Genomic DNA, 14,336 nt, shown 5'->3' with positions numbered 1-14,336 from the left:
CCCGGCAACCGGGGCCTCCAAGGGCTCCGCGAAAGCCTCCGGCTCGAAAAAGGCGGGGGCCGACAAGCCGAAGACGCCGAAGGGCCGGGCTAAATGAGAACCCCCGTCTCGACGTACCGGCTGCAGATCCGGCCCGGGTTTACGCTGCAGGACGCCGCGCAGACCGTGCCGTACCTGAAGTCGCTGGGCGTGGACTGGATCTACCTCTCGCCGATCCTCACGGCAGAGCGTGGCTCGGACCACGGCTACGACGTCACCGATCCCTCCGCCATTGATCCGGACCGGGGCGGCGCGGACGGCCTGCTGGCGGCGTCGGCCGCCGCGCGGGAGGCCGGCATGGGCGTGCTGGTCGACATCGTGCCCAACCACGTCGGCGTCGCGACCCCGGCCCAGAACCCGTGGTGGTGGTCGCTCCTGAAGGAGGGACAGCAGTCCCGCTACGCGCAGGCATTCGACGTCGACTGGGACTTCGGCGGCGGCCGGGTGCGGATCCCGGTGCTGGGGGACGACTCCGACCTCGACGCGCTGGAAATCAAGGACGGGGAACTGCACTACTACGACCACCGCTTTCCRCTCGCAGAGGGCACGTATACCGCAGGTGACTCCACTGCCGACGATCCCCGCGAGGTCCACGACCGTCAGCACTACGAACTGATCGGCTGGCGCCGGGCCGACACGGACCTGAACTACCGCCGGTTCTTTGCCGTCAACAGCCTGGCCGGGATCCGGGTGGAGATCCCCGAGGTCTTCGATGAAGCCCACGCGGAAGTTGTGCGCTGGTTCCGGGAAGGGCTCGTCGACGGGCTGCGGATCGACCACCCGGACGGCCTCGCCGATCCGGAGGGATACCTGCACCGGCTGCGGGAGGCCGCCGGCGGCAGCTACCTGCTGATCGAGAAGATCCTGGAACCGGGCGAGGCCCTGCCCGCCGGCTTCGAGTGCGAGGGCACCACCGGCTACGACGCCCTCGCGGACGTGGACCGGGTGTTCGTCGACGCCGCGGGTCAGGGCCCGCTTGACGCGCTCGACGCCGAACTGCGCGGCGGCGCTGCCGACTACGAGGACATGATCCGCGGCACCAAACGCCGGATCACAGACGGAATCCTGCACTCGGAAATGCTCCGGCTGGCACGGCTGGTACCTGCCGCGGCAGGACTGGGCCAGGAAGCCGCGGCGGACGCACTGTCCGAGATCATCGCTGCATTCCCGGTCTACCGCAGCTATCTTCCGGAGGGTGCGGACGTCCTTAAAGAGGCATGCGAACTCGCGGTCCGCCGCCGCCCCGAACTGGAAGGCGCCGTCGGCGTGCTGCTGCCGCTGCTGCTCGACGCGCAGGCAGAACTCGGCATGCGCTTCCAGCAGACCTCCGGGATGGTCATGGCCAAGGGCGTGGAAGACACCGCGTTCTTCCGCTACACCCGGCTGGGCACCCTGACCGAAGTCGGCGCCGACCCCACCGAGTTCGCCGTGGCACCGGAGGAATTCCACACCCGGATGGCCCGGCGCCAGGCCGAGCTGCCGTTGTCCATGACCACCCTCAGCACCCACGACACCAAGCGCAGCGAGGACACCCGGGCCCGGATCTCGGTCCTGGCCGAACTCGCACCGGAATGGCAGGCATCCCTGCAGCGGCTGCAGACACTGGCGCCGCTGCCGGACGGCCCGCTGGCCAACTTGCTGTGGCAGGCCGTCGCAGGCGTCTGGCCCGCAGACCGCGACCGGCTGCAGTCCTACGCGCAAAAAGCCGCCCGGGAGGCCGGAAACTCGACCAACTGGATCGATCCGGACGAGGCCTTCGAGGCGAAACTTGCAGCCGCCGTCGACGCCGCCTTCGACACCCCGGAGGTGGCCGCCGAACTGGAGTCCCTCGTGGCCCTGCTGGAGCCCTACGGGGCCGCCAATTCCCTGGGCTCCAAGCTCGTGCAGCTCACCATGCCCGGGGTGCCGGACGTGTACCAGGGCACCGAATTCTGGGACCGCTCGCTGACCGATCCGGACAACCGGCGGCCGTTCGACTTCGGTGCCCGCCGGCGCGCCCTCGCCGCGCTCGACGCCGGTGAGCGTCCGGCGTCGTTCCTGGACGAGGCAGCGAAACTCCTCGTCACCTCGCGGGCCCTGCGGCTGCGCCGGGACAGGCCGGAACTTTTCACCGGGTACACCCCGGTCACCGCCACGGGCACCGCCGCAGCGCACCTGCTCGCCTTTGACCGCGGGACTCCCGCAGCCCCGGGCGCGCTGACGCTCGCCACCCGGCTGCCCCGCGGCCTGGAGCAGCGCGGCGGATGGCAGGACACGACCGTCGAGCTCGCCGCGGCCATGGCCGATGAACTGACCGGTGCCACACACGGTCCGGGCACCGTGGCCGTGGGGGAGATCCTGCGGGACTACCCCGTGGCCCTCCTGGTGCCCACCGCCTAAGCAGTCCTTCGATATGGGGAATAGTACCGACATGGGGAACGGAAGAATGCCATGACCTTGCCTGCACACGGAAGCGACCGCTTCGATCTCTGGGCACCGGAAGCGCAGGCCGTCACGCTCCTCGCCGACGGCCGGAAGTACGACATGACCCGCCGCGGCGCGGAGGCGCCCGGCTGGTGGACCGCCGCCGGGGCGCCCGCCGACGGGGACGTGGACTACGGCTACCTGGTGGACGGGGATCCCACCCCGCTGCCGGACCCGCGGTCCCGCCGCCAGCCCGCGGGCGTGCACGCGCTCTCCCGCACGTTCGACGCCGGACGCCACCAGTGGGCTGACGGCCAGTGGGCGGGGCGGGAGCTCAAGGGCGCCGTCATCTACGAACTCCACGTGGGCACCTTCACGCCGGAGGGAACACTGGACGCCGCGGCAGGGAAGCTGGCGTACCTGGCGGAGCTGGGCATCGACTTCGTCGAGCTGCTGCCGGTCAACGGGTTCAACGGCACCCACAACTGGGGCTACGACGGTGTCCTCTGGTACGCCGTGCACGAAGGCTACGGCGGACCCGCCGCGTACCAGCGCTTCGTGGACGCCGCCCACGCCGCCGGCCTGGGCGTCATCCAGGACGTTGTCTACAACCACCTCGGCCCCAGCGGGAACTATCTTCCCCGCTTCGGGCCCTACCTGAAATCGGGGGAGGGCAACACCTGGGGCGACTCGGTTAACCTCGACGGCCCGGAATCGGACGAGGTGCGCCGCTACATCCTGGACAACGCCGCGATGTGGCTGCGGGACTACCACGTGGACGGTCTGCGGCTGGACGCCGTGCACGCATTCAAGGACGAGCGCGCCGTGCACCTGCTGGAGGACTTCGGCGCCCTCGCCGACGAAATAGCCGCCGAGACCGGACGTCCGGCCACGATGATCGCGGAATCGGACCTGAACAACCCGCGCCTGCTCTACCCGCGGGACACCAACGGGTACGGGCTGGCCGGGCAGTGGAGCGATGACTTCCACCACGCCGTCCACGTCAACGTCAGCGGCGAAACCACTGGCTACTACGCCGACTTCGACTCGCTCGGGGCGCTGGCCAAGGTCCTGGAGTGCGGGTTCTTCCACGACGGCAGCTACTCCAGCTTCCGCGCCCGCCACCACGGCCGGCCCATCGACCCGGCTCAGGTCCACCCGGCCGCGCTGGTGGTGTGCAGCCAGAACCACGACCAGATCGGCAACCGGGCCACCGGGGACAGGCTGTCCCAGACCCTGGGCTACGGGCCGCTCGCCCTCGCCGCCGTCGCCACCCTGACCTCGCCGTTCACGCCCATGCTGTTCATGGGCGAGGAATACGGGGCCACCACCCCGTGGCAGTTCTTCACCTCCCACCCGGAACCGGAGCTGGGCAAGGCGACGGCCGAGGGCCGGATCAGGGAGTTCGAGCGCATGGGCTGGGACCCCGCCGTCGTCCCTGACCCGCAGGATCCGGAGACCTTCACCCGGTCCAAGCTGGACTGGGCCGAGGCCTCGGGAGGGGACCACGCCCGCCTCCTGGAGCTGTACCGGGCACTCATCGCGCTGCGCCGCACCACGCCGGACCTGACTGAACCCGGCTTCGAGGACACCGCCGTCGACGTCAGCGAGGACGAGGGCTGGCTGCTGCTGCGCCGCGGCCGCACCGAGGTGGCGATGAACTTTTCCGCCGAGGCGCGGCGGGTCCCGGTCCGCGGGGCGGCCGTGGCCCTGGCAACCGACGACGGCGTCCGGCTGGACCCGGCGTCCGGCGCGGAATCCGCTGCTGGCGGCGCGGCGCCGGCCACACCACTGCATCTACCCGGCCACAGCGCCGCGGTACTCACCCACTAAGGCAGGATATGACGTATGACATATTTGGCAGCTGATACCCGCTACGACTCCATGCCCTACCGCCGCGTGGGGCGCAGCGGCCTGAAACTCCCGGCCATCTCACTGGGCCTGTGGCACAACTTCGGCGACGACAAGCCGTTCGAAATCCAGCGCGCCATCCTGCGCCGCGCCTTCGACCTGGGCGTCACCCATTTCGACCTCGCCAACAACTACGGCCCGCCCTATGGCAGCGCCGAGACCAACTTCGGCCGCCACTTCAAGGACGACTTCAAGCCGTACCGCGACGAGCTGATCATCTCCAGCAAGGCCGGCTACGACATGTGGCCGGGCCCGTACGGCAACTTTGGCTCCCGCAAGTACCTGCTGGCCAGCCTGGACCAGTCGCTGGGCCGGATGGGCCTGGACTATGTGGACATCTTCTACAGCCACCGCCCGGACCCCGAAACGCCGATGGAAGAAACCATGGGTGCCCTGGACCAGGCCGTGCGCTCCGGCAAGGCGCTCTACGCCGGGATCTCGTCCTACACCCCGGAACAGACCATTGAGGCCGCGGGGATCCTCAAGGAACTCGGCACCCCGCTGCTGATCCACCAGCCCAGCTACTCCATGCTCAACCGCTGGACCGAGAACGGCAGCCCCAACCTCTTCGAGGCGCTGGAGCAGGTGGGCGCCGGGTGCATAGCGTTCTCGCCGCTGGCCCAGGGTATGCTCACCGACCGCTACCTGAAGGGCATTCCGGCCGACTCCCGGGCCGCCCAGCACAAGTCCCTGGGCGAATCCATGATCACCGAGGAGAAGCTGGACCGGGTGCGCGGGCTCAACCGGATCGCCGAGGGCCGCAGGCAGACGCTCGCGCAGCTGGCCATCGCCTGGATCCTGCGCGATCAGGGCAAGGGCTCGTCGGTCACGTCCGCACTGGTGGGCGCGTCCAGCGTCCGGCAGCTTGAGGACACCTTGTCTGCGATCAACAACCTGGATTTCACGGCCGATGAGATCGACGTGATCGATGAGTTCGCCGTCGAATCAGACATCAACCTGTGGGCCCAGAAGTCGTAGGCATCCGCAGTTAACACAAGCGCCGGGGCCGCCGGGGAACAACCGCGGCCCCGGCGGCGTTGACTAGACTACTAAGGGCGCCTTACGGCGTCGTGTCCGCCTGCCGCCCGCACAACTGATGCATTAGATCAGAGTGCGGCCGCGCCGGTCACCCTTGTTTCTCAAAAGGAGTTCCGTGTCTTCACATCCGATTCGTGTTGCAATCGTCGGCGTAGGTAACTGCGCCGCTTCGCTGGTCCAGGGCGTCCAGTACTACAAAGATGCCGACCCCAAGGCCACGATCCCGGGCCTGATGCACGTGGAGTTCGGCCAGTACCACGTCGGCGACGTCCAGTTCGTTGCCGCGTTCGACGTCGACGGCAAGAAGGTGGGGCAGGACCTGTCCGACGCCATCCTGGCCAGCGAAAACAACACCATCAAGATTGCCGATGTCCCGCCGACCGGCGTCACGGTCCAGCGCGGCCACACCCTGGACGGCCTGGGCAAGTACTACCTCGAGACCATCGAGCAGTCCCCGGAGGAGCCGGTCGACGTCGTCCAGGCCCTCAAGGACGCCCAGGTTGACGTCATGGTGTGCTACCTGCCGGTCGGTTCCCAGCAGGCCGCCGAGTTCTACGCCCAGTGCGCGATCGATGCCGGCGTGGCGTTCGTCAACGCCCTGCCGGTCTTCCTGGCCGGCACCAAGGAATGGGCGGACAAGTTCACCGCCGCGGGCGTGCCGATCGTGGGCGATGACATCAAGAGCCAGATCGGTGCCACCATCACGCACCGCGTCATGGCCAAGCTGTTCGAGGACCGCGGCGTCACCCTGGACCGCACGTACCAGCTGAACGTCGGCGGCAACATGGACTTCAAGAACATGCTCGAGCGCGACCGCCTGGAGTCCAAGAAGATCTCCAAGACCCAGGCCGTCACCTCCAACGTCGAGGCCGAGCTCGCCGCCAAGGACGTCCACATCGGCCCGTCCGACTACGTCCAGTGGCTCGATGACCGCAAGTGGGCCTTCGTCCGCCTTGAGGGCCGCAACTTCGGCGACGCCCCGGTGTCCCTGGAATACAAGCTCGAAGTCTGGGACTCGCCCAACTCCGCCGGCGTGATCATCGACGCCATCCGTGCCGCCAAGATCGGCCTGGACCGCGGCATCGGCGGCCCGCTGGTCTCGGCGTCGAGCTACTTCATGAAGTCCCCGCCGGAGCAGTTCAACGACGACCTCGCCCGTGAAAAGGTCGAGGCCTTCATCCGCGGCGACCTGGAGCGCTAACCGCCTTCCCTTCCCCGGTTGCCCTGTCACTTAAGGCTCCTAAACCTCTGGTTTGGCCGCTGCAAGTGATAGGGCAACCGGCGTTTAACGGGGACGAAGAGCGGAGCGGACTCTTTGGGCCGCGCCGCGGAAGTCATCCGCAAGATCATCGGCGTTGAACTTGAAGTACCGCCAACCGGCCGCGTTGAACGATTCGTCGCGTCGATTGTCCCGGGACTGCTGTTCGCGCGTCAGGTGGTGCCCGCCGTCGTACTGGATGGCCACCCGCTGCCGGCGGTAGCCGAGGTCCGCGGCGGGGGAATGGGGGTCTCCCGGCGCAATCCGGAGCTGCAACTCCGGCTCCGGCAACCCGGCCGCGGTCAGCGCCAGGCGCAGGAACGTCTCGGGGGCCGAGTCGGCACCGGGCCGGATGAGTGCCGTCGCTTGGCGTGCTTTCACGATTCCCTTGAGCTTTGGGTGCCGTTTCAGCATCGCGGTCAGCTGGGGAAGTGTGGCCCACGGCTCCGTGCGGACCTCCAGATCAGGGCGTGGCCGGCGCACGAGTTGGTCGCCCACTGCAACGAGATCGTCCAGCGGCAGGATGCGGGCAAGGTCCAGCCAGGTCCGGGCGGGTGTTGAAATGCGGATGCCGTCCAGAATCATCAGCTCGTCGTCGAACGCAAGGACGGTGTGCCCGACCACGCCCTCACGCCGGACCGGCGGCAGGGCCCTGCGTTTGCTGAGATGCAGTTCGCGGCAGCCGCGGTACCAGGATGGGAGCCACAGTCCCAGCAGTACTGCGGCAGTGAGGTGCGAAATCCACGCGCCCGGCGTCGCGGCCGACAGGGCACGGGCCAGGCTTCGGAGTTCAAATTCCCAGCCTGTGGGCACATGGATCAGCCGGCCCGCCGAGGTGATGTCGGAGGAACGGAGCCGTGCACTTCCCAGGCTCGCGGCCCGCGCCTCATAGACCGTGAATGGGGCCGCGGAAAGGTGGGCCGGCAGGGGTGCTGGTGGGTGCATGCGGACCATTCTTGTCCGAACCCCATGTCCCCGCTCCGGTTATCCACAGACCCCCGTTACGCTATCACTTGGAGCGGTCAAAGGGCCGGAATGGCAGCCCAAAGTGATAGATCAACGGGGGCGTTAGAAGAGGCCGACCGGGTTGCCGGCGTCGTCGACGTCCATCCGCATCGCTGCCGGCACCTTGGGCAGGCCCGGCATGGTCATCACGGCGCCGGTGAGGGCCACGATGAAGCCCGCGCCGGTCTTGGGGATGAGGTCCCGGACGTGGATGGTGAAGCCCTTGGGCGCGCCGAGCCGGGTGGCGTCGTCGGTGAAGGAGTACTGGGTCTTCGCCATGCACACCGGCATCCCGGACCAGCCGTTCTTCTCGATCTCGGCCAGCCGTTTGAGCGCGGGCACGGAGAAGTCCACGCCGTCGGCGCCGTAGATCTCCTGCACGATGGTCCGGATCTTGTCCTCCACGGACATCTCCAGCGGGTACAGGTGCCGGAAGCCGTGCGGGGCGTCGATCGCGGCCGCCACCTTCGCCGCGAGCTCGTCGCCGCCGTCGCCGCCACCGCCGCGGCCCCACACATCGGCCACCGCGGCCTGGACACCCTCCGCGGCGCACCACTGAAGCAGCCAGTCCAGCTCCTCCGCGGTGTCCGTGGCGAATTGGTTGACCGCCACGACCGGGGTGATGCCGAACTTCTCGACGTTCCGGATGTGGCGCCGCAGATTGGCCACGCCGGCGGCCAGCGCCTCCACGTTGGGCTCCTTGAGCAGGTCTTTCGGCACGCCGCCGTGCATCTTGAGCGCCCGGACGGTGGCCACGAGGACGACGGCGGACGGGGCGACGTCGGCCATCCGCGCCTTGATGTCCATGTACTTTTCGGCGCCGAGGTCCGCGCCGAACCCCGCCTCGGTGATGACGATGTCCGCAAGGCGGCGGGCAGTCTGCGTGGCGATGAGGGAGTTGCAGCCGTGGGCGATGTTGGCGAAGGGCCCGCCGTGCACCAGCGCCGGGGTGCCGGCGATGGTCTGCACGAGGTTGGGTTTGATCGCGTCCTTGAGCAGCATGGTCAGGGCGCCCTGGACGCCCAGGTCGGCCACGGTGACGGGCCGGCGGTCGTAGGTGTAGCCGAACGTGATCCGGCCGAGCCGGTCGCGCAGATCGTTCAGGTCCGTGGCGAGGCAGAACACGGCCATGATCTCCGAGGCCACGGTGATGTCGAAGCCGTCCTGCCGCGGCGTGCCCTGGGCCGGCCCGCCGAGGCCGATCACGACCTCCCGGAGGGACCGGTCGTTCATGTCCAGGACGCGCTTGAACGTCATCCGGCGCGGATCGATGTTGAGCTCGTTGCCCTGGAAGATGTGGTTGTCCACGAGGGCCATGAGGGCGTTGTTCGCCGAGGTGATGGCGTGGAAATCGCCCGTGAAGTGCAGGTTGATCTGGTCCATCGGCAGCACCTGGGAGTAGCCGCCGCCGGTCGCGCCGCCCTTCATTCCCAGGATGGGGCCGAGCGAGGGTTCGCGCAGCGCGATCATCACGCTGTGCCCGGCCCGGGCCAGGGAATCCGCGAGCCCCACCGTCGTGGTGGACTTGCCTTCGCCGGCGGGGGTGGGCGACATCGCGGAGACCAGCACCACCTTGCCGGGCGCGCGCACGGGGGCGCCGGCCGCAACGGTCAGCTTCGCAGGATCGATCTTGGCCTTGTAGGGTCCGTAGAGCTCCAGCGCGTCCGGGGTGATGCCGGCGGCCGCCGCAATCTCCCCGATCGGCTTCATGACTGCCCGCTGGGCAATTTCCAGGTCGCTGGGGACGTTGTTCCCGGCAGTGGTGGTCTCAGACATCGTTGTCCTTCGGCTCGTGGCGTCGGCGGGTTTGTCCCGGTCCGGTGTTGCCGGGCGGGGTTGGAGCGGTCGGGGTGGGTGGATCCGGTTCAGGGTGTGTGGCCCACCGGGATGGTCAGGCTTCCAAAATACTGGCTCACGGCGGTGTGGTAGCTCTCCAGCGTAATCGCGGCGGTGCGTTGCCAGCCGAACTCCTGGGCATGGATCGCGGCGGCGCGCCCCATGTCGGTGCGGGTTTGGGTGTCGTCGAAGAGCGACTCGAGGGCATCCGCCCAGTCGCTGGCCTTGTGGCCCTCGATCAGCATCCCGGTCCGTCCGTCCTGGACGGCGCGGGAGAGGCCGCCGACTTTCGTGGCGAGGACCGGCGTCCCGCAGGCCTGCGCCTCCAGCGCCACCAGGCCGAAGGACTCGCTGTAGGAGGGCATCACCACGACGTCGGCGGAGCGGTACCAGCCGGCCAGTTCCGGGGCGTTCACCGGCGGGTGGTGGGTGGCGACGTCGTCCATTCCGGCGGCGCTGATCAGCGTCTTGAGGTTGAAGTCCTTGGCGCCGCTGACGGCCCCCAGGATGGTCAGCTGCAGGTCGATGTCCGGGCGCCGGGAGCGCAGGAGCGCCGCCGCCTTGATCAGGATCTGCGGGCCCTTGAGCCGCTGGATCCGGCCCGCGAACAGCAGATGGAACTTGCCCGGGGCGATGCCGTGCTGGGCCCTGGCCCGGTTCCTGAAGGCCGGCGTGAAGACGGCCAGGTCCACGCCGGGCGGCGCGACGTCAATGTGGTCGATGTCGGCGTTGTAGTGCGAGACCAGCTCGGCCGCTTCGGTGCCGGTATTGGCGATCAGCCGGGTGGCGCCGTCGACAATCCGGTGCTCGCCGTCCTCACGCCGCCGCGGCTCGGGCTGTTCGCCGGACTCGAGGAGCTGGTTCTTGACCTTCGCCATCGTGTGCATGGTGTGGACGAGGGGCAGCCGCCACAGCTCCGCGAGCTCCAGCCCGGCCACCCCGGAGACCCAGTAGTGGGAATGGATGACGTCATACCGGCCGTGCGGCTGGAGCTGCCGGATCCGGTTGATCTCGGCGACCATGCTGTGCAGCAGCCCCGGAAGTTCCTCCTTGGGCAGCTTCCGGGGCGGGCCGGCGAGGACGTTGTGCACGCACACGCCCGGGGACGGGTGTTCGACGGCGGGCTGCGTGGCCGAGGTGGACCGGGTGAAGATCTCCACTTCCACGCCGGTTTCGGCGAGGGCCGCGGCGAGCGCCCGGACGTACACGTTCATGCCGCCGGCGTCACCGGAGCCGGGCTGTTCCATGGGTGAGGTGTGCAGGGAAAGGAAGGCGACGCGGCGGATCAGCGACACGGTTCCCCTTTCCTCTGCCCATTTCTTTCTGCGCAATGCATGTCGATAAAACTTTACTCCTGAAGTGCCTGCCGGTTCACGGGCCCGCAGGCTCGGTCCGCAGACCAGGGCGTGCTGCTAACGTGGCCGCTGTGAACACAACGACAGGACAAGAACCTGCAGCCGGCTGGACCATCCGGGAGGCTGGCCCGGAGGACTGGCCGGGCATCTGGGCGATCCTGGAACCCGTCATCCGGGCCGGGGAGACTTTTACCTGGGACCGGGACACGGCCGAGGACGAGGCCCGCGCACGCTGGTTCAAGCAGGCGCCGGGCCGGACGTTCGTCGCGGTTGCCTCCGACACCGGCGCGATCCTTGGCACCGGCGAGCTGCACCCCAACCAGGGCGGCGGCGGCAGCCATGTGGCCAACGCGGGTTACATGGTCCACCCGGCCCAGGCCGGCCGCGGACTGGCCCGGGCCCTCTGCGCCTATTCACTCGACGCCGCGCGCGACGCCGGTTTCCGGGCCATGCAGTTCAACGCCGTCGTGGAAAGCAATGTCCGGGCCGTGGCCGCGTGGAAATCCATGGGCTTCGAGGTGCTCGCGACCATTCCCGAGGCGTTCAACCACCCTGAACTGGGCTACGTGGGCCTGCACGTGATGTACCGAAAGCTGTAGGGTTGCCGGCCCGGTGCCGCGGGACGTTGATGTTGGCCGGCCGTTAAGGCCCACGGGCAGCTACGGCCCGCTGTGCCAGAGACGGCCCAGTTCCGGGAACGCTGCTTCATAGCCGGCCAGCAGTTTTCCGGCGAGGTCATCCGAATCCACGAGCGGATGCCTGGCGAACGCGGCGAGGGCCGCCTCCCGCCGGCCGGTCGTCGCCGCCTCCACCACGAGCCGTTCGACGTCCTTGACGCGCCGCAGCAGCTCCAATTGCGCCGGTCCCGGACGGTCCTGCGGGACCGGCCCGGCGCCGTCGGGCGTCACCCGGCACGGAACTTCGACGACGGCGTCGGCCGGCAGCCCCGGGACAGCCGGCACCACCTGCGCGCCGGATCCGGCGCTGCCCGCTTCCGGACCCGCGGACCCGGCGGTGGTGACGGCGTTGAGCGTGTTGAGGATCAGGTCCGCCGCGCCGCCGCCGGAGAGGGCGCGCATGGCCGCCAGCGCCACCCGCTCGTAGCCGCCGCCGGCGAGGTCGGTCTCGTCGCGGCGTTCGCCCGAGGTACGGGCCTCCGCGAGGTAGCCCTCCTCGCGGGACCTGCGGGCGCCCTCCCACAGCGCAAAAGCCTCTGCTCCGGCGGCAGCCAGCCGGGGATAGAGCTCGGCCTGCTGCAGGGCGATCGATTCCCCCCGGGTCTGACCTGCGGCGCGCATGCCGGCGACCGCCCGAACGGTGTCGTAGTAGTAGAAAAGATATTCATTCGGCAGGCACCCAAGGCTGGCCAGCAACCCGGGGGAGAACAGCCGGCCTTCCTCGAATTCCGACAGCGCCGCAGGGTTCGCGAGCAGTGCCGGGAGGGCGTCCCGGGCCCCGGCTTCCAGCCGGTACAGCCAGCCGAGGTGGTTCAGGCCGTAGTAGCCCACGCCGTCGAGCGTGCCCTCGGGCAGCGCGACGCCGGCGGCCCGCGCCGCGCGGTGCACCAGGCCGCTGGCGGAGTCGCAAATCCCGATCACCTTGGGGCCGAGCACGGGGACCAGGGCTTCCGTGACCATGCCGGCGGGGTTGGTGAAGTTGAGCAGCCACGCCCCGGGGCAGCGGCTCCGCATTTCCTCGGCGAGCCGCAGCATCGGCGGAATGGAGCGCAGCGCGTAGGAGATCCCGCCGGCGCCGGTGGTTTCCTGGCCCAGGAGTCCGAGGTCCAGGGCGATCCGCTCGTCGGCGGTCCGGCCGGCGGTGCCGCCGGGCCGGATGGCGGCGAAGACCATGTCGGCGCCGTCCAAGGCCTCGGGGAGCGAGGACACGGCACGGATCTGCGGGCCGGAACCCGGCGGGCCCTGCCGGGCGAGGGAGGCCAGGACTGCCTCGATGGCCGCCAGCCTGGCGGGGTCGACGTCGTAGAGCACCAGCTCCCGCACCAGCCCTGCGAAAGGCCCGGCAGAGAGCGCCCGGTAGACCAGGGGGACGCGGAAGCCGCCCCCGCCGGCGATCGTGAGCCGCATGCGGACAGTCTATTCCCCGTCTTGTTTCCCGCCGGTTTGGGCCCCGCTTTCCCCTGGTATCCCTCGACGGCGGTACGGCGTAATGTGCCGTATATGGACGCGACCCCGGCGCGGAGATTTGATCCGCTCTCTGCCGTCCGCAGCCCGGCCGCGGACGGATTCGACCTGCTCCTGACTGGGACCGTGTTCCAGGACATCATCTTCACCGGRCTGCCCCACGCGCCGCAGCCCGGCACGGAAATCTGGAGCGACGGGATGGGCAGCTGCCCCGGGGGCGTCGCCAATCAGGCCATCGCCGCCTCCCGGCTGGGACTGCGGACCGGTCTTGCCGCCGTGTTCGGCGATGACGGCTACGGTGACTACAACTGGAAGATTCTGGCCGCCCAGGAACACGTGGACCTGTCCCTGTCCCGGCGTGTTCCAGGCTGGCATTCGCCCGTCACCGTGTCCTTGAGCGTGGAGAAGGACCGGTCCATGGTGACGCACGGGCACCCGGCGCCGGTGACCTCCACCGAGCTGGTCGGATGCCCGCCGCCGGCGCTCGCAGCCGTTGCGGAGCTGGGGGAGGAGCTCGAACCGTGGGCTGTCGACGCGCACAAGAACGGCGTCCAGCTGTTCGGCGATGTCGGCTGGGACCCCACCGGCGCGTGGTCCTCGACCCGGCTGGACCACCTGAAGTATTTCCACGCTTTCATGCCGAACCAGCACGAGGCCATGAACTTCACGGGCTGCGACGACCCCTGGTCCGCCCTGTACTCGCTTGCGGACCGGGTTCCGGTGGCGGTGGTCACCCTCGGCGCCCAGGGATCCATGGCCGTGGATTCGGAAACGGGGGAGGAGGAGTGGGTCCCGTCCCTGCCGGTCCGGGCCTACGATCCCACCGGCGCCGGTGACTGCTTCGGTGCGGCCTTCATTGTCGGCTCCCTGGCCTGCTGGCCGCTGGGAGACCGTCTCCGCTTCGCCAATCTGTGCGCCGCCCTGGCCGTCCAGGAGGTGGGCGGCTCGCTGGCGGCGCCCGGCTGGGGCGACATTGCCGACTGGTGGCAGCGGGCCAACGCCCGGAAGGAACGGCAAAGCAGCCAATGGCTTCGCCGCTACCGCTTCCTGGAAGAGATCGTGCACGACGTCCCGCCCGAGGCGCAGCGGCGCGCGACGGCGACCATCGCCCACCAGTCCGACGCGTAGACGGGCGGGCGCGGCTGGGCTTTCGTGGCTGGCACCAGTGGGCATGTCCTCCGCTGGAGCCTTGGCGTGGGCATGGACCCGTTCTGCGCGGGCTTGGGCGTGAAGATTGGGCATGTCCCGCGGTGGGGGTCCGGCCGGATTCGTGGCTGGCACCAGTGGACATGTCCCGCGGTGGGGTCTTGGCGTGGGCATGGACCCGTTGTGCGCGGCCGTGGGTGTGAA

10 protein-coding genes are annotated in these 14,336 nt (G+C 69.2%); 6 read left to right on the top strand and 4 right to left on the bottom strand.

Annotated elements, in window-relative coordinates; all coding sequences use genetic code 11:
- Nucleotides 1-93: 93 nt before the first annotated feature.
- The 4 genes from treY to AC1D1S_RS06205 all read left to right on the top strand — a co-directional run bounded on the left by treY (nucleotide 94) and on the right by AC1D1S_RS06205 (nucleotide 6,592).
- Nucleotides 94-2,418 (top strand): malto-oligosyltrehalose synthase, encoded by a 2,325-nt coding sequence (treY, locus tag AC1D1S_RS06220; protein ID WP_476993982.1) that lies wholly within the window; start codon nucleotides 94-96, stop codon nucleotides 2,416-2,418.
- 51 nt (nucleotides 2,419-2,469) lie between these two features.
- Nucleotides 2,470-4,275 carry a malto-oligosyltrehalose trehalohydrolase gene (treZ, locus tag AC1D1S_RS06215; protein ID WP_476993981.1) on the top strand — a complete coding sequence of 602 codons (1,806 nt, stop codon included), beginning with the start codon at nucleotides 2,470-2,472 and terminating at the stop codon, nucleotides 4,273-4,275.
- Between the two features lie 15 nt (nucleotides 4,276-4,290).
- The gene (mgrA, locus tag AC1D1S_RS06210) at nucleotides 4,291-5,331 is read left to right on the top strand and encodes an L-glyceraldehyde 3-phosphate reductase (protein ID WP_476993980.1); all 1,041 of its coding nucleotides are present in this window, start codon (nucleotides 4,291-4,293) and stop codon (nucleotides 5,329-5,331) included.
- A 175-nt stretch (nucleotides 5,332-5,506) separates the two neighbouring features.
- The gene (locus AC1D1S_RS06205) at nucleotides 5,507-6,592 is read left to right on the top strand and encodes an inositol-3-phosphate synthase (protein ID WP_018773719.1); all 1,086 of its coding nucleotides are present in this window, start codon (nucleotides 5,507-5,509) and stop codon (nucleotides 6,590-6,592) included.
- 84 nt (nucleotides 6,593-6,676) lie between these two features.
- On the opposite strand, the gene AC1D1S_RS06200 is transcribed toward AC1D1S_RS06205, so the two are convergent.
- The 3 genes from AC1D1S_RS06200 to mshA all read right to left on the bottom strand — a co-directional run bounded on the left by AC1D1S_RS06200 (nucleotide 6,677) and on the right by mshA (nucleotide 10,785).
- On the bottom strand, nucleotides 6,677-7,594 hold the full coding sequence (locus tag AC1D1S_RS06200; RefSeq protein ID WP_476993979.1) for an endonuclease domain-containing protein: 918 nt from the start codon (nucleotides 7,592-7,594) through the stop codon (nucleotides 6,677-6,679).
- Between the two features lie 123 nt (nucleotides 7,595-7,717).
- Nucleotides 7,718-9,430 (bottom strand): formate--tetrahydrofolate ligase, encoded by a 1,713-nt coding sequence (locus AC1D1S_RS06195; protein WP_476993978.1) that lies wholly within the window; start codon nucleotides 9,428-9,430, stop codon nucleotides 7,718-7,720.
- An 89-nt stretch (nucleotides 9,431-9,519) separates the two neighbouring features.
- Nucleotides 9,520-10,785, bottom strand: coding sequence for a D-inositol-3-phosphate glycosyltransferase (gene mshA, locus AC1D1S_RS06190; RefSeq protein ID WP_243181048.1), 1,266 nt, complete (start codon nucleotides 10,783-10,785; stop codon nucleotides 9,520-9,522).
- 131 nt (nucleotides 10,786-10,916) lie between these two features.
- Between mshA and AC1D1S_RS06185 the strand changes: the two genes are divergently transcribed.
- Nucleotides 10,917-11,444, top strand: coding sequence for an N-acetyltransferase family protein (locus AC1D1S_RS06185; RefSeq protein ID WP_476993977.1), 528 nt, complete (start codon nucleotides 10,917-10,919; stop codon nucleotides 11,442-11,444).
- A gap of 60 nt (nucleotides 11,445-11,504) precedes the next feature.
- On the opposite strand, the gene AC1D1S_RS06180 is transcribed toward AC1D1S_RS06185, so the two are convergent.
- Entirely contained in the window at nucleotides 11,505-12,929 is a 1,425-nt protein-coding gene (locus AC1D1S_RS06180) for a family 4 glycosyl hydrolase (RefSeq protein WP_476993976.1), read from the bottom strand.
- A gap of 93 nt (nucleotides 12,930-13,022) precedes the next feature.
- On the opposite strand from AC1D1S_RS06180, the gene AC1D1S_RS06175 reads away from it, so the two are divergent.
- A complete protein-coding gene (locus AC1D1S_RS06175; protein WP_243181045.1) occupies nucleotides 13,023-14,114 on the top strand; it encodes a carbohydrate kinase family protein in 1,092 nt (363 codons plus the stop codon).
- Nucleotides 14,115-14,336 lie beyond the last annotated feature (222 nt).

Source organism: Arthrobacter sp. P1_A5, assembly GCF_056406825.1.
Note: the sequence above shows the minus strand (reverse complement) of the source record. Positions and strands in the feature narration are given on the sequence as shown.

Coding starts and splice junctions, on each gene's coding strand:
- mgrA (WP_476993980.1), top strand. CDS start 4,291: ATGACATATTTGGCAGCTGATACCCGCTACGACTCCATGCCCTACCGC.
- AC1D1S_RS06195 (WP_476993978.1), bottom strand. CDS start 9,430: ATGTCTGAGACCACCACTGCCGGGAACAACGTCCCCAGCGACCTGGAA.
- treZ (WP_476993981.1), top strand. CDS start 2,470: ATGACCTTGCCTGCACACGGAAGCGACCGCTTCGATCTCTGGGCACCG.
- AC1D1S_RS06200 (WP_476993979.1), bottom strand. CDS start 7,594: ATGCACCCACCAGCACCCCTGCCGGCCCACCTTTCCGCGGCCCCATTC.
- AC1D1S_RS06180 (WP_476993976.1), bottom strand. CDS start 12,929: ATGCGGCTCACGATCGCCGGCGGGGGCGGCTTCCGCGTCCCCCTGGTC.